We start from the raw sequence: 23,350 nt of genomic DNA on the forward strand, positions 1-23,350 counted from the left end.
CAGTAAACTTGTCGTTTTAACAAGAATTATTCTATGACAGCCCTACCCTGTCAACCGCCGAAAACGGGAGTTAGTATGGAGTTTAGCGTCAAAAGTGGCAGTCCGGAGAAGCAACGTTCAGCCTGTATCGTGGTCGGAGTCTTCGAACCTCGCCGTTTATCAGGCGTTGCTGAGCAGCTGGACCAGGTCAGCGAAGGCTACCTCAGTAACTTGCTTCGCCGCGGTGACCTCGAAGGTAAAGCCGGTCAAATGTTGCTGTTGCACCATGTGCCAAATATTTTAAGTGAACGCGTTCTTCTCGTTGGTTGCGGGAAAGAACGAGAGCTTGATGAACGTCAGTATAAACAAATTATCGAAAAAACCATTCATACTTTGAATGAAACAGGTTCAATGGAAGCTGTCTGCTTCCTCAGTGAGCTCCATGTTAAAGGTCGCGACACCTATTGGAAAGTGCGTCAGGCTGTCGAAGCCGCGCAAGCCGGTTTGTATACCTTTAATCAGCTCAAAACCCGTAAAGAAGAGCCGCGCCGCCCCTTGCGGAAACTGGTTTTTAATGTGCCCACGCGACGTGAGCTACCTTTAGGTGAGCGCGCCATTCAGCATGGCCTGGCCGTGAGTAAAGGCATGCTTATCTGTCGTGACGTGGCCAATATGCCCCCGAACATTTGCACACCACGCTACCTTGCTGAGCAGGCCGAAGCAATGGCCGGTAATTACGACAACCTCAGTTTCAGCACTGTTGAAGAAGCAGAAATGGCCGAGCTGGGCATGAATGCCTATCTGGCGGTTGGCCGTGGCTCTGAAAATGAGTCGGTGCTGTCACTACTTCATTACAAAGGTGCAGCTGACGATGTCCCACCTATCGTTCTGGTTGGCAAAGGTCTTACCTTTGACGCGGGTGGTATTTCTATCAAGCCATCCGCCAATATGGACGAAATGAAATACGACATGGGCGGCGCAGCGTCGGTGCTAGGTGCTATGCAAGCTCTGGCAGAACTGCAACTGCCGATCAATGTGATCGGCGCTGTGGCCGGCTGTGAGAATATGCCCGATGGTAAAGCTTACCGTCCCGGTGATGTGTTAACCACCATGAGTGGGCAGACCGTGGAAGTCTTGAACACTGATGCTGAGGGCCGCCTGGTGCTGTGCGATACGCTGACCTATGTCGAACGCTTCTCGCCAGATACCGTCATTGATGTGGCCACTCTGACCGGTGCCTGTATCATTGCCTTGGGTCATCATGCCAGTGGCCTGATGAGCACCCATAATCCACTTGCGCACGAGTTGCTGAATGCCTCTGAACAAAGTGGTGATCGAGCCTGGCGACTGCCTTTATGGGATGAATATCAGGACGCCCTGGATAGCCCCTTCGCTGATATGGCGAATCTTGGTGGTCGCGATGCAGGCTCCATTGGCGCCGGTTGCTTCTTATCCCGCTTTACCAAGAAGTATCACTGGGCGCATCTGGATATTGCCGGTACAGCCTGGCGCAGTGGCGCCAAAAAGGGCGCAACCGGACGACCTGTGCCGTTGCTGACCCAGTTCCTTTTGAACCGAACAGCTGCAGGACAACAGGATTAGTATGGTGCAGGGCATTTTCTACGTACTCGATGGATTGAGCGAAGAGCAGCAGTTGCAGTTCTTCTGTCAAACCATCTGTGAACGCTGGCGTGAGTTTGGTAGCGTTCGCGTCTGGTGTCGTGATCAACAGCACGCAGAAATGCTGGATGAAGCCCTATGGCAGCAGCCCGCTGACGCCTTCGTACCACATAATCTGGTTGGCGAGGGCCCGCCCTATGGTGCGCCAGTCGAGCTTTGCTGGCCAACAGCGGCGGTCAGTCAGCGCCGCTGCAAAGTCAGTGTCAATTTTATGCCAACAGCACCGCAGTTCGCCGGCGCTCAACTGATTGTTGACCAGGTGCCGAGCGCGCCTGAGCAACGCCAGGAAGCGCGCGAGCGGTTTAAATGGTATCGCCAACAAGGCGTGAATCTCAGCACCGTTAATGTCGCTGAGACCGCAACACATTCAAATTAAATTATTGTCGTGAAGGTTACTCATGGATAAAACGTATTCGCCCAATGCTATCGAGCAAGCGCTCTACCAAAAATGGGAGCAGGCAGGTTATTTCAAACCCTCCGGCCAGGGCAGTAGTTACTGCATTATGATCCCGCCCCCCAATGTGACGGGTAGTCTGCACATGGGCCACGCATTCCAGCACACCATTATGGATACGCTGACGCGTTATAAGCGCATGGACGGTTTCAACACCCTCTGGCAGGTTGGCTCCGACCATGCCGGCATTGCCACGCAGATGGTAGTTGAACGGCAGTTAGCTGCGCAAGGCACCAGTCGTCAGGAGCTTGGCCGCGATGCCTTTATTGACAAGATCTGGGAATGGAAAGAGCAATCCGGTGGCACCATCACTCAGCAAATGCGTCGCCTTGGCGACTCGGTTGACTGGGACCGTGAGCGTTTCACCATGGACGAAGGTCTGTCCAACGCTGTCAAAGAGGTCTTCGTACGCCTGCATAAGGAAAACCTGATTTACCGTGGCAAGCGCCTGGTGAACTGGGATCCTAAGTTGCAAACGGCCATCTCTGATCTGGAGGTGGAAAATAAAGAACAACAAGGCCACATCTGGCACTTGCGCTATCCACTGGCGGATGGCGCTAAAACAGCAGACGGCAAAGATCACCTGGTGGTGGCCACAACCCGTCCCGAAACTATGCTCGGCGACGTCTGTGTTGCTGTGCACCCAGACGATGAACGCTATCAGGCACTGGTAGGCAAGTTTATTGATTTACCGCTGGTGCAGCGCCGTATTCCTATTATTGCCGACAGCTATGTGGATCAGGACTTCGGTACCGGTTGTGTGAAAATCACCCCCGCCCACGACTTCAATGACTATGACATTGGCAAGCGCAACAAGCTGGCGATGATTGCAGTACTCGATGACCACGCCCATGTGCGCGAGCGTGCAGGTTTATACACAGCAACCGGCGAGGCAATCGACACTATCGATGGCTTTGATGGCACTTTGCCAAGCGCCTACCAGGGCATGGAGCGCTTTGCTGCACGGAAACAGATTATTGCCGATTTTGATGCCGCAGGTCTGCTCGATAAAGTCGAGCAACATACCAACAAAGTTCCTTATGGCGATCGTGGCGGCGTGCCAATAGAACCGCACCTGACCGACCAATGGTATGTGCGCGTTGCGCCTATGGCGGAAGTCGCTACGCGCGCGGTTGAAGACGGCGAAATTCAATTCGTTCCTAAACAGTACGAGAATATGTACTTTGCCTGGATGCGCGATATTCAGGATTGGTGTATTTCCCGTCAGCTTTGGTGGGGACACCGCATTCCAGCCTGGTATGACGAGCAAGGTAACGTGTACGTGGGTCGTGACGAAGCTGAAGTGCGTCAGGAGCACAACCTGAGTGACGATGTGCGCTTACAACAGGATGAAGACGTGCTGGATACCTGGTTCTCTTCAGCGCTTTGGAGCTTCTCTACGCTCGGTTGGCCTGAATCGACGGAAGACCTGAAGACCTTCCATCCTACGGATGTACTGGTGACCGGCTTTGACATCATTTTCTTCTGGGTGGCACGCATGATTATGATGACCATGCACTTCCTGAAAGATGAGCATGGCAAACCACAAGTGCCCTTTAAAACCGTTTACGTCACTGGCCTTATTCGCGATGAGGAAGGCCAGAAAATGTCAAAGTCAAAAGGTAATGTACTTGACCCTCTGGACATGATCGATGGTATTGAGCGCGAGAAGTTGGTCGCAAAGCGTACTGCAAATATGATGCAGCCGCAGCTTGAAGCAAAGATCAAAAAGCGTACGGAAAAACAATTTCCAGAAGGTATTAGCGCCCATGGCACCGATGCTCTGCGCTTCACTTTGGCAGCTTTGGCGTCAACAGGTCGGGATATCAACTGGGACATGAAACGCCTGGAAGGTTACCGTAACTTCTGCAACAAGTTATGGAACGCCAGCCGTTATGTGCTGATGAATACCGAAGAACATGATTGCGGTCTCAAAGGTGGCGAACTGACCTTGTCCCTTGCCGATCAGTGGATTATTGAGTGCTTCAATGACACGGTTAAGCAGTTCCGTAGCGCGCTCGACAATTACCGCTTTGACCAGGCTGCCGCCATTGCTTACGAATTTACCTGGAACCAGTTCTGTGACTGGTACCTGGAGTTAACCAAACCGGTGTTATTCAATGGCAACGAAGCTGAACTGCGTGGCACCCGCAACACGCTGGTGACGGTACTCGAGCAATTGTTGCGCTTGTTACATCCACTATTGCCATTTATCACCGAAGAGATTTGGCTTCGTGCAGCGCCACTGTCCGGTGAGCGAGGCGATACCATTATGTTGCAAGCCTACCCGCAAGTTCAGGCAGAGCGCTTTGCCAGTGCCCGCGATGACATGGAATGGCTCAAGCAAGTGATTGTCGCCATCCGCAATATTCGTGGCGAAATGAACCTGTCACCTAACACACCTTTGCCAGTGTTAATCGCCAACGCGGATACGCAGGCGCGCGCACGCTTGAAGCATAATGCCAGCTTCCTGAGCGCGCTGGCGAAACTGGAGACAGTTGAGTTTATCGATTCTGCTGACGAGGCGCCAGCAAGCGCAACCGCATTGGTAGGCCGGATGGAACTGCATATTCCGATGGCTGGACTTATCGACACCGCGGCAGAGTTGGCGCGGCTGGATAAAGCCATCGAGAAAGCCGAGAAAGAAGTGGCTATGTTCTCGCGTAAACTCAGCAATGACAACTTTGTCAGTAAAGCCCCTGCTGAGGTCATTACGAAGGAACGTGAAAAGCTGCTAAACGCCGAAGAGACCTTGCAACAATTACGCTATCAACGAGAAAAAATCGCCGCCCTATAAGGCGGCGTGGGGCTGGCGGCTGACGCCGCCAGCGCTATTACTCTTCTTCGTCATCGCCAAAGTAGGTGCCCCAGCCGTCATACTCGACCCCTGTTTGAGCAGCCAGTTCAGCCACTTCGATGGCCTGAGCTTCAATTTTTTCCTGTTGCAGCGGTAGCTCGCTGACCGCCGCAAACGCGTACCAGCGGCTGCCATCATCCAGCTCAAACTCATCGGCATCGTCAACGTGATAGCCGACCTTAACCAATTCCACAGCAGCCTTTTCCAGCTTGGTGAAATCCGGGCTCGCCAGATGATGCTCAATGGTATAGATCTCATCTTCTGGTGCACCATCGGCTAATAAGGCTGCTATTGTTTCGCCGGTTTGTTCGCGGATAGCCTGTTTATCTACGCTCATAAGAATTCCTCTTAGCGGTTCGCTTGTTCGGCAAGCTCATGATCGAGCGCACTGATTTTTAATTGCATTTGCTGATGACAATGAGCGACCAGCGCCCGAACATTATCGGCTGAGTAGTCGCTAACCTTGATAGGAGGCAACATTTCAATCAACACCTTACCGTTGTTCCAACGATTCAGTTTAATCCGGCCATGCAGGTTTGAGACGCAAATAGGCACGATCGGCACGTTGGCCTGCAGTGCGGTGCGAAACGCACCGGTCTTGAAGGGCAGTAAACCGCGGCCATAGCTGCGTGTACCTTCTGGAAAGAGCAGCACAGAGATCTGCCGTTCTGTTATCGCCTGCGCGGCCTGATCGATGGTGCCACGGGCACGGCCCGTATTTTTGCGATCAATCAAAATATTTCCGGCCAGCCAATATAACTGTCCAAAAAAAGGTATCCACTTGAGGCTCTTTTTGCCGATACTCACTGACCGCGGTGGCATCGCGCGACTCAGGGTGAAGATATCATAGGTATTCTGATGGTTGGCAATGTACACATAAGGCCCGCCTTCAGTCAGCCCATCAGGAACACGTATCTCCAGCTTCACTCCTAGCAACCGATGCATACTGCCATATAAATGAGCGAAGATAGGAGTATTGTTGGGGTGAAACGGCCGGGCCAGACAAAACAGCAGGCCAAACACCCCAGACAGGACTACAAAAAAGCCAAGTAAAATAAGTCGTACAACAGCGAGCATGCCATCTCCTCTTTTTGCTGCCCGCTAGTATACCTGTTTCAGCGAAAAAAAACGTCCCATCAGCCCTGACTATCGACAGTTATCGCATCGACGCGTTGCAAACCGCGGGGCAGCTTATTGCCCCGACGGCCGCGCTCACCGCGATAATGTTCAAGATCAGCAGGCTTCAGTGTCAGTTTTCGCTTGCCGGCCAGCAGAGTGATTGCCGCATCTTGTGGCACCACATTGGTAGCAACTACATACTCTTCCCGCGATTGTGCCCGCAACGTCGGAATACTGATCATCTTATTGCCCTTCCCTTTTGACAGTTCAGGTAGCTCAGATACCGGGAAGATCAGCATGCGTCCTTCGTTAGAGACGACCACCACCTGATTAGTTTCGACCTCACTGACAGGGTTTGGCGGGAGTATTTTCGCCCCTGCAGGAAGGTTCAGAACAGCCTTACCGTTCTTATTGCGGCTCACCAGATCTGCAAACTTGCAAACAAAACCATAACCGGCATCAGAAGCCAACAGATAACGCTGTTCATCCTTGGCCATCAGCACCTGTTCTACAATTTCGCCGGCCACCATGCTGAAGCGTCCGGTTAAGGGCTCACCCTGAGTTCTCGCAGAAGGCAATAAATGTGCTTCACAGGAGAAGCTACGTCCAGAGCTGTCAAGGAAGACAACTTGCTGATTGCTCTTACCCTGAGCTCGCGCCAGGAAGCTATCTCCCGACTTGTACGCCAAGCTGCTACCATCGACGTCATGGCCTTTGGCCGCACGTACCCAGCCTTTCTTAGACAGCACCACGGTCACGGCTTCGGCCGGCGTCAGGTCACGTTCACTCAGTGCTTTGGCTTCTTGGCGTTCCACTAATGGCGAACGGCGGTCGTCACCATACTTTTCAGCGTCTGCCAATATTTCCTTGCGGATAAGGGTTTTTAAACGACGGTCAGAACTGAGCAGCAATTCAAGTTGCTTACGTTCTTTCTCAAGTTCATCCTGCTCACCCTTCAGCTTCATTTCCTCAAGCTTGGCTAAATGACGGAGTTTCAACTCAAGGATAGCTTCAGCCTGTGTTTCAGTGAGCTTAAAGCGCTTGATCAGTTCCGCTTTCGGTTCGTCTTCGTAGCGGATAATGGCAATGACTTCATCCAGGTTAAGGTAGGCGACCAACAAGCCTTCAAGGATATGCAGGCGCGCCATCACCTTGTCCAGACGATGCTGCAAGCGGCGGGTTACTGTGGTTTGCCGGAACGTCAGCCATTCCTTTAGCACCGTCAGTATCGGCTTAACCTGCGGACGTCCGTCTAAGCCCAACATATTAAGATTGACCCGATATTGCTTTTCCAGATCCGTCGTCGCAAACAGATGTTGCATCATCTGCTCAACATCAACGCGGTTGGAACGCGGCACAATCACCAGACGCGTCGGGTTTTCGTGATCCGACTCATCGCGCAGATCGGAAACCATCGGCAACTTCTTCGCCTGCATCTGTCCGGCGATTTGCTCCAAAACTTTAGAGCCTGACGCCTGATGCGGGAGCGCGTGGATAACTACTTCGCCATCTTCAAGTTGGTATTTAGCGCGCATTCTGATGCTGCCACGTCCAGACTCATAGAGTTTTACAATCTCGTCCGCTGGGGTGATGATCTCCGCGTCGGTGGGATAATCAGGACCACGTAAATGTTCCATGACCTCAGCTAAATCTGCCGATGGTTTTTCTAACAGCAAAGCGCAGGCATGGGCAACTTCACGGGCATTGTGCGGCGGGATATCTGTTGCCATACCGACGGCAATACCGGTGACACCATTGAGCAGAATATGCGGTAACCGTGCCGGCAACATCCGTGGCTCTTTCATGGTGCCATCAAAGTTTGGCGTCCAGTCAACGGTGCCTTGCCCTAACTCACTTAGTAGCAGCTCGCTAAAGCGTGAAAGTTTCGCTTCTGTGTAACGCATCGCTGCGAAAGATTTTGGATCATCCTGCGAGCCCCAGTTGCCCTGCCCATCTACCAGTGGATAACGATAGGAGAAGGGTTGCGCCATAAGGACCATAGCTTCGTAACAGGCACTGTCGCCATGCGGATGAAACTTACCGAGAACATCACCGACGGTGCGCGCGGATTTCTTATATTTGGCCAGCGCCGACAAGCCAAGTTCTGACATGGCATAAACGATGCGTCGCTGTACCGGTTTGAGGCCATCGCCAATATGCGGCAAGGCGCGATCCATGATGACGTACATGGAGTAATTCAAATAAGCGTCTTCGGTAAATCGGCGCAACGGAATTTGTTCTACTGTGTCCATCGACATTCTTTTTGTTCTCCTTAAAGCTCAGCCAGATCGACCAGGTTGCCCTTACTTTCCAACCAGTCACGACGGTCACTGGCACGCTTTTTCGCCAACAACATATCCATCATTTCTTCAGTGGCGCTGTCATCGTCAACAGTTAACTGCACTAAACGTCGGGTGTTGGGATCCATGGTGGTTTCCCGCAGTTGCAACGGATTCATCTCACCCAGGCCTTTAAACCGCTGGACGTTCACCTTTCCCTTGCGCTTTTCCGCATCAATCCGATCCAGAATGCCTTGTTTCTCATCTTCATCGAGGGCGTAAAAGACCTCTTTGCCCACGTCGACCCGGTATAATGGCGGCATGGCCACGTACACATGGCCATTGTCGACAAGTGCCCGGAAATGACGCACAAAGAGCGCGCACAACAAGGTAGCAATGTGCAGACCATCGGAATCCGCATCGGCCAGGATGCAGATTTTACCGTACCTTAATTTCTCTAAATCGACTGAGTCCGGATCCACCCCCAGAGCGACGGAAATATCATGAATTTCCTGAGAGCCCAGAATTTGATCCGACTCAACTTCCCAGGTATTCAGAATTTTACCGCGTAACGGCATCACCGCCTGGAAGTCACGATCCCGGGCTTGTTTCGCTGAGCCGCCGGCAGAGTCACCCTCGACTAAAAAGAGTTCTCCGCGCGCTGGGTCCTGAGTGGCACAATCCGTCAGTTTGCCCGGTAACGGCGGTCCTTGAGTGACCTTCTTGCGCACCACTTTCTTACTGGCACGCATGCGCCGTTGCGCATTGTTGATACAAAGATCAGCAAGCAGTTCGGCTTGTTCGGTATGCTCGTTCAGCCACAAGCTGAAGGCATCTTTGACGACCCCCGAAACAAATGCCGAACACTGCCGTGACGACAAACGCTCTTTGGTTTGTCCGGCAAACTGCGGATCCTGCATCTTGACCGAAAGGATATAAGTGCAACGCTCCCAGATATCTTCCGGGGTTAAACGCACCCCCCGCGGCATCAGATTACGGAACTCACAGAACTCACGCATGGCTTCAAGTAAGCCCTGGCGTAAGCCATTCACATGGGTACCACCTTGCGGAGTCGGGATCAGGTTCACATAACTCTCGGCCACGCCCTCGCCGCCTTCCGGCAACCATGTCACCGCCCAGTCGACGGCTTCCTGGTTACTGCTGAAACTGCCGATAAAAGGTTCTTCCGGCAGTGTGGGTAACTCTTCTACGGCTTCAACCAGATAGTCCCTGAGACCATCTTCGTATTGCCAGGTCTGTTCATTATCATCAATCAGGTTACGAAAGGTGATTTTCAGTCCTGGACAAAGTACAGCTTTGGCCCGCAACAGGTGGGTCATCTTCAGTACTGAAAATTTCGCGGAATCGAAATATTTCGGATCTGGCCAAAAGCGTAAATGGGTGCCCGTATTGCGTTTGCCGACGGTTCCCGTGACTGTCAGTTCACTGACTTTATCACCGTTTTCAAAGGCCATTTCGAAAACCTGGCCGTCACGTTTTACGGTCACATCGACTCGTGTCGAGAGTGCGTTCACCACGGAAATGCCGACGCCATGCAGACCGCCGGAAAAGTTGTAGCTTTTATTCGAAAACTTACCGCCCGCGTGCAGCTTGGTCATGATCAGCTCTACGCCAGGCACACCCTCTTCCGGATGCACATCCACTGGCATCCCACGACCATCATCCTGAACTTCGAGGGACTGGTCGGGGTGCAGAATGACCACCATTTCGCGAGCATGGCCGGCCAGAGCTTCATCCACACTATTATCGATGACTTCTTGGCCAAGATGATTAGGGCGAGTGGTATCGGTATACATGCCCGGGCGACGACGCACGGGTTCAAGGCCATTGAGGACCTCAATCGCATCTGCTTTGTAATCTGACATGCGCTCTTCTTTTTGGTGACAAGAATTGTTGTTATAGGATGCTCATATACTGTTACAGGATGAGCGGAAACTCAAGCTAGTATTCGGTCGCCAGCCCCTGTTCACGAATAAGTTCCAGCCATTCCTGCAAAAATCGGTTTACCTGGAATTTTTCGTTGCTCTGGTGCATGGCGCGATTGGGTTGTTCATAGACGGCCTGCAGGCGCGTAACATTTTGGCTGCGGGTGACTTCAGCCAGCTGCGCATCATGATAGAGCCGAACTTCAAGCTCCGTTTCAATCAGACCCGGTAGCTTGGCCTGCAAGGCATGCTGCTTGATACGAACATCGGTGGTATAAGGCGCACGCTGAGTAACGGCCACCCGAAAATGCAGGTGAGACCCCACCTTGATGAGCTGCTCGCGGCCCTGCTTGATGTGTGCCACCAGTTTCATCAAGGTGGCGTAATTGACTGCAGCAAGCCGTTGCAATGCAGCCAGATCAAACTGGTAACGCTTTCGTTTGACGTCGCTAATCATAGTTTCTGTTTAATTATCCCGCACATATTGCAAGTGAAGTTGTAACCATTGTAGCCCAATCACACTGGCGGCATTGTTAATTTTTCCCTGTTCCAGCAGTTGCACGACTTCGGTACGTGGCAAAACGTGCACCCGGATATCTTCATTCTCACTGGCTACGCCGCCTTGTTTCGAAGCTTGACTGCTATCGACCCGGGCCACATAGACGGAGATCTTCTCGGTGCAGCCCCCGGGTGTTGATAAATAAGTCAGAGCATAATCCAGTTGTTCCGTTTGCAAGCCGGCCTCTTCTTCGAGTTCACGGTGCGCGACTTGTTCAGGGTTCTCATCCGGATCATCGATCATGCCCGCGACAAACTCGAGCAACCAGGGTGAGTCTTCCTGCTCCAACGCGCCAATTCGAAACTGCTCGAGTAACACCAACGTGTCGCGCTCGGCATCGTAGGGCAACACCACCACTGCGTGGCCTCGATCCATAATTTCCCGATCGAAGACCTTAGACCAGCCCCCGCTGAAAAGCTTATGTCGGATGCGGTAATTAAAGAGGCTCAGAAACCCCTCGCGAATCGACTTTTTCTCGATAACTTCATAATCATCGTGATTAAATTTTTGCACAGTAAACCTTTTACCTTGGGAGTACGTCTGTAATGGATTGAATTGATTCAACTGGTGACTACGAGAAAGTGTATCTTTTGGTGCACACATCTCATAATTAGTTACATTTAAGCACGTCCTGTTGCAACTGAAAGCATGAAACCGACGAACTATCGGGTGTATGCTAGTAATCATTCAAATGTGTATGTAAAATACCGAACAATTAGCAACGGTCATCTGAGCCAGATAAACCTATCAGGACAACTGAACTCATGAATAAAAAGATTCTTTCAGCTCTAATCGGACTTACTTTTGCCACGGGAAGTTCAGCCACTTATGCTGACGACCTCGCACAAATTTTTCAACTCGCTTTACAAAACGACCCAACCCTAAAGCAAGCTCAGGCGCAGCGTGACGCCGCGCGTCAAGGCGTTGATATTGCTCAGGCGGACTGGTGGCCACAGGTTGGCTTTGAAGCCGGTTACTCGCGCAGTACCCGTGAAACCCAGGACTTCGATAGCTCTGGTAATATTTTCATGTATGACATTACCTCCTCTGGCTGGAGCGCTGGCGTCAACCTAAGTCAAACACTCTTCAGTAAGAGCGTTTGGGAACAAACCGCGATTGCCGAAAAACAAGCCTATCAAGCTGAAGTCAGTTACCTCAGCGAACGCCAGCAACTCATGATCCGCGTGGTCAACGCTTACTTTACTGTGCTTGAGCGGAAAGACGACCTGGAGTTTGCCCAAGCAGAGAAACGTGCCATTGAGCGTCAGTTGGAACAAACCAAACAACGTTTTTCTGTGGGGTTGACCGCCATCACCGACGTACATGAAGCCCAAGCTCAGTTTGATAACGCTGTAGCGCGGGAAATTCAGGCACAAAACGCGGTCGAGATCGCTCAGGAAGGTCTTCGTGAGATCACCGGCCGTTACCATCAGGACATCGCTGAACTCGACACAGAAAACTTCTCTCCGAGTGCACCTAATCCAGAAAACGCCGACAACTGGGTCACGACTGCTGAAGATAAAAACCTGCAGCTGCTGGTGCAGCGCGTAGCTGTTGAGATCTCAGATCAACGTATCGATTTAGCGCTCGCCGGTCACTACCCCCGAGTCTCCTTGTCAGGCAGCTTTTCAACGCAAGACAGTGAGAGTGAAGTTTTAGGCCGTACCTCAAACCCGCCGCGCATGGACAGTTCATCAATTGGCGTTAGCCTGAATGTGCCCCTGTTCAGTGGTTTCCGTACTTCCTCGCAGGCCGACCAGGCTCGGGCGAACTATGTGGCCAGCAGCCAACAGCTTGAATTTACTCGTCGTAATGTTGAACGTGAAGTGCGCAGCTCTTACTACGATGTGGTCGCAGCTATCGCCACCATTCGTGCACTGGAACAAGCTGTTATCTCTGCTGAAAGCGCGCTGAAAGCAACTCAGACCGGCTTCGAAGTAGGCACGCGCACCATTGTTGACGTGCTCGACAGTACCCGTAATCTGTTTAATGCTCGTCGCAACTTGTCGACTGCGCGTTATAATTACATCCGGCAATCACTGACACTACAACAGGCTTCAGGTAAGATCAGTGAACAAGATCTGATGGCAATTAACGCAAGTCTCATTAATGAAAATAATTGAAAAACCTAAATTTGAAGCACGGTTTTTACTTCCTAAGTATTGGCTGACCTGGTTAGGGGTCGGCCTTCTTTATTTTATTTCCTGGCTTCCTTACAAGTGGCAACTCGCCATGGGCCGTGGTCTGGGCCGGCTTTTCTATCGATTTGTTCCAAAACGTGCAGCCGTTGCCCGGCGCAACCTTGAGCTGTGCTTTCCTGATAAGTCAGCAGATGAAATAGAGCAGCTGGTGCGTACCAATATGGAAAATACCGGCATTGCTTTTTTTGAAACGGGCATGGCCTGGTGGTGGCCGGATTGGCGCATTCGTCGCAAGCTCCATGTCCATGGTGTCGAGCATCTTCACGCCCCCCTTCGCGAAGGCAAAGGCGTACTCTTGCTACTGTTCCACTTTTTAAGCCTGGAAGTGCATGCCCGATTGCATGGCTTTATTCAGCCGGCGGTAGGTCTTTACCGGCCGCACAACAATGCTTTGATGGAGTTTTTGCAAACCCGGGGCCGCGGCCGCTCGAATAAATACATGATCCCCCGCACTGACGTTCGTAGTATGAAACAGGCGATTGACCAGGGTGAGATCGCGGGCTACTTGCCAGACCAGGATTATGGTCGCAGACGTACGGTTTTCGCTCCTTTCTTTGCGGTTGAGAAGACCAGTACCACCACCGGCACTTTATTATTTGCCGCCAGTAAAAAGTGTGCTGTGCTCAGCACCACGTGCTTTCGCCGCGCGGATGGCAGCGGCTATGATGTGACCTTTTACCCGGAGTTTGCCAACTTCCCTACGGACGACCCTGTGGCGGACGTGACGCGCGTCAACAAAATGGTCGAGTTTGCGGTATCTCAGTGTCCGGAACAGTACCTCTGGGTTCACCGCCGCTTTAAAACCCGACCCAACGAAGACGATCCTAGTCTTTATCAATAACCTCTTTAAACCAATGTTGCCAGGCTTGCTGCACCACTTCCCGTTCTTTATCTACGGGTAGGTGTGTCAGCGAGCCATGCTCATCTAAAGCCAGTTGGTGCAGCCATTCGCGCTCACGTATATACACCTCGATCAGCGCCTGCGCCCGCTCCGCTTCTAAAATCCCCAATTCTCCCGCCGCTTCGATGATACGTACATTGTCCGAATGACGGGTCAGTTCCGGGTACTCATGGCTGTAACGCAACACCAGATACTGCACCAGGAATTCGATGTCGGTAATGCCACCGACGCCTTGCTTGAGATCAAAGGCAAAACTAGCCTTGGAACTGGAGTCACGAAGTTCTTTATGCGCGCGCATCTTTTCGCGCATGTTAACCACAGTTTCAGCCAGTTCCTGACCGTCTCGTTGCTTTGCGAGCTGCTGCCGGCGCAGCTGGTTAAAGGCATCGCGCAATTGCGAACTGCCAAACACCGGGCGCGCCCGCACCAAAGCCTGCAGCTCCCAGGTCCAGGCATCCTCGGCTAAATAGCCAGCATAGGTATCCAGCCGGCTTACCAACAGACCGGATTTGCCTGAAGGCCGCAGCCGCATATCCACCTCATAAAGAGTTCCAATCATAGTGCGTGTGGTAAACAGGTGCAGGATCCGCTGCGCTAAACGTAAATAAAACTGTTGGGTTTCGAGAGGTTTTGCACCATCTGTCTCACCCTGATAGTCACTGTCTGTGACAAACACTAAATCGAGATCAGAACTGTAGCTAAGCTCAAGCCCACCGAGTTTACCGTAGGCAATAACAGCGAATCCGGTATCCTCAATCGAACGTCCGGGTGGACAACCATGGCGTGCGACCAGATGCTGCCAGGCCAGACCGACCACATGCCCGATAATCGCCTCGGCCAGGTAACTTAAATGGTCACTTACTTTCATCAACGGCAATGCGCCACTGATGTCCGCTGCCGCGATTTTCAACTGACACGATTGCCGCGCCTGACGCAGCGCGTTCATCTGCGCTTCAAGATCGTCTTCCTGCTCAGGAATGCGTACCATGTAGTCGTTGATTATGGCAGGGTATTCGCTGAGTTCTGGCAGCTCATACAGATGCTGTGGATCAATCAGTTCATCGAGCAGAATCGGAAAGTTAGCCAGATGCTGGGTAATCCAGGAGCTGGCCCGGCAGAGTTTGATCAACTGCTCACGGGCGCCAGCGTTCTCCACCAGTAATTCGACGTAAGCGGTCCGACTCATAATTCGCCTAAGTACAGTAAACACGCGTTCCAGCACGATTTCGGCATCCGCCAACTGCAAACTTCGCTGCAATAATAAGGGTACCAGTCTGGCCATCGCCTTGCGCCCGCGGGGGCCGCTACCGCGTTTACGGACTTCCAGACGTAAATCGCTGACCGCCGCCCACACCTGCTGTGCACGTTGCTTATTCAGGCCTGCATCGTGCAGCACATCGAGCGCGGTGTCGTCTTCGATCATATCCTGCCAGAGCAATTGCAATGCGCCGGCATCCTCATCATCTGCTTCGTTATCGCCGATAACATGCTGAAAGTGCCCATGCACCTTCGCCATATAGGCACGGATCTGTTCAGAGAGCTCGTCCCAACTACAGGAAAAAGCTTTCGCCACCCGCAGCTGACGCTCAGCGTCTGCCGGTAAGCTTTGCGTTTGCTCGTCATTGAGTTGCTGCAAAACATGCTCAACCTTACGCAGAAACTCATAGCACTCGAGTAACTCCCTGACCGCCGTCGAAGACATCAGGCCAAGCTCGTCAATGGCCTGGTAAGCCGCGTAGAGCGACTGGGTCTGCAATTGTCGCTGCTGCCCACCCCGGATCAACTGGAACGTCTGGGCGATAAACTCCACCTCACGAATACCACCAGGACCCAGCTTTATATTATTCTGCACACCCTGGCGCCGCGTTTCCTGAGTGATCAGGGTTTTCATCTTGCGCAGCGCATCGATGGCTGAAAAATCAATGTAACGACGATAAACAAAAGGCCGCAGCAACTGCCGTAACTGCTGTTCGTAATCTGCAGAAGCGCCAATCAAGCGTGCTTTCACCATGGCGTAACGTTCCCAGTCGCGCCCCTGCTCCTGGTAGTAGTATTCCAGTGCAGCCAGGCTGGTAACCACAGGACCCGACTGGCCAAAGGGGCGTAAGCGCAGATCGACACGAAAAACCCGACCGTCGCCGGTCATCGTATCCAGCAACCCCACCAGCGCCTGCACCAGTTTGGTAAAGAAAACATTGGTCTCAATTGGCTTCTTTGGGTGGTCCGTCTCACTTTGTTCTGGATAGCAAAAAATCAGATCAATATCAGATGAGAAGTTCAGCTCTTTACCGCCAAGCTTGCCCATGCCGATGATCAGCAAGGGCTGCGCCTGACCTTGCTCATCACGGGGCGTGCCATGACGCTCACACAATTGAGCATAAGCCCAGTCACGCGCAGCAATAATAAATGCGTCGGCGGCCGCAGAAATATGATTCAGGGTTTCTCTTAACTCAAGTTGCTGGTCAAGATCTGCAGCAGCAATGCTGGCAAACCAGCATTGCCGATAGCGACGCAGCACCTGCTGCGCGTCGCTCTCATCATTGGCCTCAGTCAGCGCGCGCTGCAATTGCGGCAGATAATCGTCAGTAGCAGGTAAAGTGACTTTGCCGGCAGCATCGATGGTTATTGCATCAGCATCGTTGTGCCAGACTCTGGCAATAAACTCACTAATCGAACACCAGTAATCCCGCTGTTGTCTGTCTTTACTCATGCTTTAGCCCAGCCAGTAGGGTTCTTGCTTCAATGCAGCTTTGCGCGAGTGTTCCAGCGCGTACAGCAGCGACTCCAGTTGCACGGTTTGCCAGTTGAGCAAGCGCTCAGGCTGACTGTCGTCATTATCTTTAATAGCATCCCGGAGCAGCTTCAATGCCATAATTTCGCGAATGCCGCGGACCATGTCCTGCCAGGGCGCCCGAAACTGCTCACGATCTTCTTCGTCAAACAGGTAGCCAACACAATAGCCCAGCTGCAAAGAGCTTAGCAGCAGCGGCAGTTGTTTCAGGTAATACTCGGGTTTGAGATCGCCCTCTTTGGCAAACGCATCAATGACGCTTTGCCAGTCTTCCCGCAAGCGCTGGCTTGCCCACTGCCGCAGCGGTAATTGAGAAATCTGCTCATGTCGAGGTTGCTCATGGCACAGGGCCCCTAACTCGAGCAAGGTGAGTTGATAGTCATCACGAACACTCAGACTTTGCACCAGCTCCAGCTGCACCGAATGTTGCTGTTGCTCCTGGATGATCTCAAAGAGTTTCGGATGTTGTTTCAGTGCGCGATGGTAGGCACCGTCCTCAGCGGTCAGCTCAGTGAGCCCGTCGTAACGACTTAACCAGCCCAGATGACCCAGCATCTGTTCCAGACGTAAAATATGATCGCCCACATCCACCTCCAGGGTGGCCAACTGTTGCAACACAACCTTACTTAGACGGATACCATCTGTGATACCTGCCACAGCCCGCACACTGGGGACTTCCGTCAGACAGGCATCGTTATGTTGCCAGTACTGCAGCGCATAGGTGAGCGCACGGTAGAGTCCAGCGCCTACGTCATCATTGGGTTGCTGCGGTACAAAATGCGCATGGGTAAAAGGTTCAAGCACGGTCTTGCCCGCCAGCATGTAGCCGCGAGCTGCCTTGCTGAGGCTTCCCAGTCGCGCATTCAGACGGGTGATGAAACGGCGCGCCAAACGATAGGCGTCGGCGATATCGCCTTGTTGAACTTCAATTTCAATTTCCGCCAGCGGCCGCTCGTCATCGCCAACTTTAATCGAGCCCTCATCGTAAACCAGCTCAATGCGACCATCGCCACTTGGCAAGCGCCAACGGTAACGGGTGAAATCCGTCCGGAAAATTTCTTCAAGTTCACGGTTGATATCGAACAGCGCAAAATCATCGGGCCAGATATCTTCCTCAAATAAGGTCAGGTCCGGTACCTCAGAGGTAATGACGGTATTGTACTCTGGCCGGCTATGCACGCCGCCCAGAACTTCTCCGGCAAGTTTCACAGTTTGCTCAAGCTCATCACCGCGCTGGCGAATACGCAAACCGATATCATGCTGCCGTAAACGCAGATCTTCGGTGTCAAAATAGCGGTTACTTAACTCTAACTCTGCCATTTCTGCGTCTTTTGCCAGGTTTTGGCATAACGCCAGCACCTGCTCGCGGGTAGCACCATCGACTAATAGTTTGATTTCAATTTCCTGACTCACAAAAACTCTCACGTGCCTCGGCTAAACTTAGTTATCTACGGTACTCGCAGGCCGCAAGCGGGTCAACTGAAATGGGCTTGACAGCGCAGTACAAAAATTGCACCGTGGACAGCGAATAAAAGTTGTAAAAAACTGATTGTATGGGCTTTACGCGCGCAGAAAAAGACATATACTTGCGCGCAAAATATGCCCTCTCAAGCCTTTGGCTGAGTCTTACAGGAGATGCTATGTTCAAAGCCAGTGAAGTACTTCAGGCTCAGTATACAAGCGCCGACCTCGGCAGTTTGCAGCGCGCCATCACCGACAGCTATTTAATCGATGAAGACGCGTACATGCAGGAACTTATGCAACTGGTTCCGAGTGACGAGGCAACCCTTGATACAGTGACTGATAGTTCGGCTAAATTAGTAAACACCGTGCGCGATCGTGCGCAAGGCGGTGGCATTGATGCCTTTCTTCAGGAATACAGTCTTGATACCAAAGAAGGCATTATTTTGATGTGCCTGGCCGAGGCCCTGTTGCGGGTTCCGGATGCGCGCACCGCAGATGCTCTGATTCAGGACCGCCTGTCTGGCGGTGACTGGCAGAAGCATATGGGCGCAAGCGCATCCTGGTTGGTGAACTCCGGGAGTTGGGGGTTGGCACTGACCAATGCGGTCATCAATCCGACCGGCCAACCGATGGAAACCCCTCGCGGGGTATTTCGCCGGCTCACTCGCCGGTTAGGTATGCCTATCGTGCGTAAGGCGACTTACACCGCGATGCGAATTATGGGCAAACAGTTTGTCCTGGGTCGCGACATCGAAGAAGCCTTAAAAAATAGCCGGGCCAATCGTGAAATCGGCTATACCCACGCCTATGACATGCTCGGTGAAGCCGCTCTAACCATGGCCGATGCTCGCCGTTACCATGCCGAATACGTGAATTCGATAGAGGTTGTGGCGAAGGAGAACTTTAACAATCCGAAGGCGCCACGCCCTACCATCTCAATTAAATTGTCCGCGTTACACCCACGTTACGAGGCTGGCAATCAGGGTCGGGTACTGACGGAGTTGGCCCAGAGCCTGACCGAGCTGGTCAAGCTAGCGAAAGAAGCTGACGTTGGGGTTACCATTGATGCCGAAGAAGCGGATCGTCATGAGCTTTCCCTCGAGCTTTTCGAGAAAGTCTATCGTAGCGGCGTCTGTAAAGGCTGGCCGCGGTTTGGTCTGGTGGTGCAAGCCTATTCGAAGCGCGCATTACCGACCCTGTGCTGGTTGACTGCACTGGCGAAAGAGTGTGGTGATGAAATACCGGTGCGCCTGGTAAAAGGGGCTTACTGGGATACTGAGATCAAACTCTGTCAGATGAATGGTCTCACCGGCTATCCGGTGTTCACGCGCAAGGCCAATACCGATGTCAGCTATCTGGCCTGCTCGCGTTACTTACTGAGTGAAGCGACGGATGGTGCAATTTATCCGCAGTTCGCGACGCATAATGCCCAGAGTGTGGTAGCCATCCGGCAGATGAATGAGACCTATAAACGACGTATTGAGTTCCAACGCCTGCATGGTATGGGTGATGACCTGTACGATACGCTACTGCAGGATGACCCGGAAATAACCGTACGTATTTATGCCCCGGTAGGTGCCCACAAAGATCTTTTACCCTACCTGGTAAGGCGTCTGTTAGAAAATGGTGCCAACACCTCATTTGTCCATAAGCTGGTCGATCCGGCAACGCCTGTGGATGAGCTGATTAAGCACCCGATGCGCACTATCAACAAGTACGAGCGCCTGGCAAATACCAAAATTCCATTACCGACGCAGATTTTCAGCGATCGCAAAAACTCGTTAGGATTGAACATGAATATTCATTCGCAAGCAGATGATTTTATTGCTGCGGTGCAGCAATACCGTGACAAGCAATGGCAAGGTGGCCCGATCGTTAATGGCGATGTCATCGATGCGCACCACCGTGTCAGTATCACCAGTCCGCAGGAAACTCAGCGGCAAATCGGCAGTATCTGTTGGGGTGACAAAGCGCTTGCCGAGAAAGCCCTGAACAGCGCCAATGCCGCTTACCGTCGCTGGCGCGATACCGATGTTGAAGTGCGGGCGAGCGCTTTAGAAAAGTTTGCCGACCTGATGGAAGCCAATCGTGACGAACTGATTGCCTTATGTTCTCTTGAAGGGGGCAAAAGCTTACAGGACGGTATCGATGAAGTCCGTGAAGCCGTTGATTTTTGTCGCTATTACGCCGTTGAAGGCCGTAAACTGATGGGCGAGCCGAAAACCTTACCAGGTCCCACAGGCGAATCCAACGAACTCATTGTTGAAGGCCGTGGTACCTTTGTCTGTATCAGCCCCTGGAATTTCCCCTTAGCTATTTTCACCGGCCAAGTGGTGGCAGCGCTGGTTGCTGGCAACTGTGTCATAGCTAAACCAGCGGAACAAACCGGCTTAATCGCATTCCGAGCCGTGCAGCTGCTACTTGAAGCTGGCATCCCTGGCGATGTGGTGCATTTCATGCCTGGCAGTGGTGCTGAAGTCGGCTCATTCCTGGTCAGCCAGGAAGATATCGGTGGGGTATGCTTCACTGGTTCAACCTACACCGCCCAGTCTATTAATCGTGCGCTTGCCGCACGCACCGGCCCCATTGTGCCGCTCATCGCTGAAACAGGTGGTCAGAACGCGATGCTCATCGATTCGACCGCGTTACCTGAGCAAGCGGTCACCGACATCGTTGACAGCGCCTTTACGAGTGCGGGACAGCGCTGCTCAGCATTACGCGTGCTGTTCGTTCAGGATGATATTGCCGACCGTGTGATTGAGCTATTAAAAGGTGCGATGGCCGAACTGGAAGTAGGCGATCCCATGCTGCATGAAACTGATGTGGGTCCGGTTATTGATGGCGTTGCCAAGAGTAACCTGGAGCAGCATGTCAGTGATATTTCTCAGGCCGGCCGTCTGATTGCTCGTGCACCGATGCCTGATTATACCAATGGCGGAACCTTCATGGCTCCTACAGCCATTGAAATTGACAGCATCAATCAGTTGGTTAAAGAAAACTTTGGTCCGATTCTGCACGTGATTCGCTACTCGACCGATAACCTCGACGAGGTAATCAAGAGTATCAATGCCACAGGTTTCGGTTTAACCTTCGGCATTCATAGCCGTAACGAAACTTTTGCCGCTGATGTCGCCCGTCGTATTGACGTCGGTAACGTTTACATCAACCGTAACCAGGTCGGCGCAGTAGTTGGCGTGCAACCGTTCGGTGGGCGGGGTATGTCAGGTACAGGTCCAAAAGCAGGTGGACCCCATTACCTCACCCGCTTTATCACTGAAAAAACGCGCAGCAACAACATTACTGCTGTTGGTGGTAACGCGACCTTGCTATCACTGGGCGATTAAAACTCGCCCAGTTCATGCAGGTACAATGACTGGCTGCCGTCATCGACGGCGGCAGCCAGACTTTCAATGCGAGGCAACAATCGCGCCATAAAGAACTTCGCCGTTTTCACTTTGCTCGACAGGTAGGGGCGCTCAGCGACAAGTGGTAACGCAGCTTTGGCCATACGTAGCCATAAATAGCCGTAGATCAGATACCCCAGAAGATGCAGATACTCAACCGCCACACTGTTGATAATGTTTTCGTCATCACCTACCTGCGCCAGTACCCTTTTTGTTACTGCATCAGCACGTTTGAGCGCTTGCGCCAGCTGCTCATATTCAGCTTCTAATTCTGCTACAGGATCTGCCAGCAACGCCTGAATATCCTCAACCAACGGCTGTAATAGTTCACCTCGTGAGCCGGCGACTTTGCGACCCAGCAAATCCAGCGCCTGAATACCATTGGTACCCTCGTAAATTTGCGCAATGCGGCAGTCCCGCACCAGTTGCTCCTGTCCCCATTCGCGGACATAACCGTGCCCACCGAAAACCTGCTGTCCCACCACCGTGGTTTCAAAACCAGTATCGGTAATAAAGGCTTTGGCAATCGGAGTCAGTAAAGCGACAAGTTTATCTGCACGCGCTTTTTCTGCCGCATCGGCACTAAATTTGGCGGTGTCCAGTTGCTGTCCAACATAGGTCGAAAACGCGCGCCCGCCTTCAACAAAAGCTTTCATGGTAAGTAACATACGACGGACGTCACCGTGGACAATCAGCGGATCGGCTTCTTTATCAAAATTACGGTTGGCCTGAGCACCTCGCCCTTGAATGCGCTCCTGAGCGTATTCCAGCGCATTCTGATAGGAACGTGCTGCAGCACCAAGCCCCTGAATACCAACCCCCAGACGCTCGTAATTCATCATCGTAAACATCGCTGGCAGTCCTTGATGCGGAGCTCCAACCAGCCAGCCCTTGGCGCCATCAAAGTTCATTACACAGGTTGCGGATGCATGGATGCCCATTTTGTGCTCAATCGAACCGCACTGCACAGTGTTACGCTCACCCACATTACCGTCTGTATCCGGCAGATATTTAGGTACGATAAACAGACTAATACCTTTGCTGCCAGCTGGAGCGTCAGGCAATTTAGCTAAAACCAGGTGGACGATATTTTCAGTTAAATCGTGCTCACCACCGGTAATAAATATCTTCGTACCAGTGACCGCAAAGCTACCGTCATCCAATGGTTCAGCTTTGGTCCGGATAATCCCCAAATCTGTTCCAGCGTGAGGTTCTGTCAGACACATGGTGCCGGTCCATTCACCGGCGGTCATACGTGGTAAGTAAAGATTCTTCAATTCATCGCTGGCATAAGCATCGATGGTGATGATGGCGCCGGCAGTTAAGCCCGGATAGAGTGAGAATGAAATATCTGCAGCACAGAGGATTTCTTCGTACTGTGCGGAAACAACTTTAGGCAGTCCCATACCGCCAAAGTCCGGATTAGCGGTAACGCCTACCCAGCCTCCTGCAGCAAGTTGCTGGAAATTTTCTTTGTAATTGGCAGGTGTGGTGACGACTCCGTTATCGAAGACGACACCTTCTTCATCGGCCGCGCGCGCGTTCGGTGCGATGATGGTTTCGGCTAGCTTGGCAGCCTCGTCAATGATGGCTGTCGCCATTTCCATATCAACTTCGGACAGAGCTGGAAAACGGCCCCAGTCCTGATCAACCTGAAACACGTCTTGCAGTAAAAACTGCATGTCATCCCGTGGAGCTCGATAATCCGCCATACGA

At 52.3% G+C, this 23,350-nt stretch carries 14 protein-coding genes and 1 pseudogene; 6 read left to right on the forward strand and 9 right to left on the reverse strand.

Going from position 1 to position 23,350, the window contains the following annotated elements; translation table 11 throughout:
• Positions 1-75: 75 nt before the first annotated feature.
• Genes pepA through J6J34_RS11545 form a run of 3 tightly spaced genes read left to right on the forward strand, consistent with a single transcriptional unit; the run spans position 76 to position 4,910 of the window.
• On the forward strand, positions 76-1,581 hold the full coding sequence (pepA, locus tag J6J34_RS11535; RefSeq protein ID WP_301774030.1) for a leucyl aminopeptidase: 1,506 nt from the start codon (positions 76-78) through the stop codon (positions 1,579-1,581).
• A gap of 1 nt (position 1,582) precedes the next feature.
• Positions 1,583-2,035 carry a DNA polymerase III subunit chi gene (locus tag J6J34_RS11540; protein WP_301721703.1) on the forward strand — a complete coding sequence of 151 codons (453 nt, stop codon included), beginning with the start codon at positions 1,583-1,585 and terminating at the stop codon, positions 2,033-2,035.
• Positions 2,036-2,057: 22 nt separating this feature from the next.
• The gene (locus tag J6J34_RS11545; protein WP_301899053.1) at positions 2,058-4,910 is read left to right on the forward strand and encodes a valine--tRNA ligase; all 2,853 of its coding nucleotides are present in this window, start codon (positions 2,058-2,060) and stop codon (positions 4,908-4,910) included.
• A gap of 37 nt (positions 4,911-4,947) precedes the next feature.
• On the opposite strand, the gene rraB is transcribed toward J6J34_RS11545, so the two are convergent.
• The 6 genes from rraB to J6J34_RS11575 all read right to left on the reverse strand — a co-directional run bounded on the left by rraB (position 4,948) and on the right by J6J34_RS11575 (position 11,386).
• On the reverse strand, positions 4,948-5,307 hold the full coding sequence (gene rraB / locus J6J34_RS11550) for a ribonuclease E inhibitor RraB (RefSeq protein ID WP_301721699.1): 360 nt from the start codon (positions 5,305-5,307) through the stop codon (positions 4,948-4,950).
• Positions 5,308-5,318: 11 nt separating this feature from the next.
• Positions 5,319-6,047 carry a 1-acylglycerol-3-phosphate O-acyltransferase gene (locus tag J6J34_RS11555; RefSeq protein ID WP_301721698.1) on the reverse strand — a complete coding sequence of 243 codons (729 nt, stop codon included), beginning with the start codon at positions 6,045-6,047 and terminating at the stop codon, positions 5,319-5,321.
• A 59-nt stretch (positions 6,048-6,106) separates the two neighbouring features.
• Positions 6,107-8,347, reverse strand: coding sequence for a DNA topoisomerase IV subunit A (parC, locus tag J6J34_RS11560; protein ID WP_301899054.1), 2,241 nt, complete (start codon positions 8,345-8,347; stop codon positions 6,107-6,109).
• Between the two features lie 14 nt (positions 8,348-8,361).
• The gene (gene parE, locus J6J34_RS11565; protein ID WP_301774027.1) at positions 8,362-10,254 is read right to left on the reverse strand and encodes a DNA topoisomerase IV subunit B; all 1,893 of its coding nucleotides are present in this window, start codon (positions 10,252-10,254) and stop codon (positions 8,362-8,364) included.
• A gap of 76 nt (positions 10,255-10,330) precedes the next feature.
• On the reverse strand, positions 10,331-10,771 hold the full coding sequence (locus tag J6J34_RS11570) for a DUF1249 domain-containing protein (protein ID WP_301721695.1): 441 nt from the start codon (positions 10,769-10,771) through the stop codon (positions 10,331-10,333).
• Positions 10,772-10,780: 9 nt separating this feature from the next.
• Positions 10,781-11,386: an NUDIX domain-containing protein gene (locus J6J34_RS11575; RefSeq protein ID WP_301899055.1), complete on the reverse strand. Its 606-nt coding sequence runs from the start codon at positions 11,384-11,386 to the stop codon at positions 10,781-10,783.
• Positions 11,387-11,637: 251 nt separating this feature from the next.
• Between J6J34_RS11575 and tolC the strand changes: the two genes are divergently transcribed.
• Both tolC and lpxL read left to right on the forward strand, forming a co-directional pair.
• Positions 11,638-12,996 (forward strand): outer membrane channel protein TolC, encoded by a 1,359-nt coding sequence (gene tolC / locus J6J34_RS11580; protein WP_301774025.1) that lies wholly within the window; start codon positions 11,638-11,640, stop codon positions 12,994-12,996.
• Entirely contained in the window at positions 12,989-13,915 is a 927-nt protein-coding gene (gene lpxL / locus J6J34_RS11585; RefSeq protein ID WP_301721955.1) for an LpxL/LpxP family Kdo(2)-lipid IV(A) lauroyl/palmitoleoyl acyltransferase, read from the forward strand. The genes tolC and lpxL overlap by 8 nt, the downstream gene beginning before the upstream one ends.
• Here lpxL and glnE read toward each other — a convergent pair.
• Both glnE and J6J34_RS11595 read right to left on the reverse strand, forming a co-directional pair.
• Positions 13,899-16,673 (reverse strand): annotated as a pseudogene (gene glnE, locus J6J34_RS11590) (bifunctional [glutamate--ammonia ligase]-adenylyl-L-tyrosine phosphorylase/[glutamate--ammonia-ligase] adenylyltransferase); the annotation flags it as partial. The gene lpxL and the pseudogene glnE sit on opposite strands and share 17 nt — an antisense overlap.
• A 15-nt stretch (positions 16,674-16,688) precedes the next feature.
• A complete protein-coding gene (locus J6J34_RS11595) occupies positions 16,689-18,179 on the reverse strand; it encodes a CYTH domain-containing protein (RefSeq protein ID WP_301721691.1) in 1,491 nt (496 codons plus the stop codon).
• Positions 18,180-18,406: 227 nt separating this feature from the next.
• Between J6J34_RS11595 and putA the strand changes: the two genes are divergently transcribed.
• Entirely contained in the window at positions 18,407-21,574 is a 3,168-nt protein-coding gene (putA, locus tag J6J34_RS11600) for a bifunctional proline dehydrogenase/L-glutamate gamma-semialdehyde dehydrogenase PutA (protein WP_301721690.1), read from the forward strand.
• Here putA and J6J34_RS11605 read toward each other — a convergent pair.
• Entirely contained in the window at positions 21,571-23,346 is a 1,776-nt protein-coding gene (locus J6J34_RS11605; protein ID WP_301899057.1) for an acyl-CoA dehydrogenase C-terminal domain-containing protein, read from the reverse strand. The two genes, putA and J6J34_RS11605, sit on opposite strands and share 4 nt — an antisense overlap.
• Positions 23,347-23,350 lie beyond the last annotated feature (4 nt).

Source organism: Pseudidiomarina terrestris, from assembly GCF_030466405.1.
In the GTDB taxonomy this organism is placed as follows: Bacteria; Pseudomonadota; Gammaproteobacteria; order Enterobacterales; family Alteromonadaceae; genus Pseudidiomarina; species Pseudidiomarina terrestris.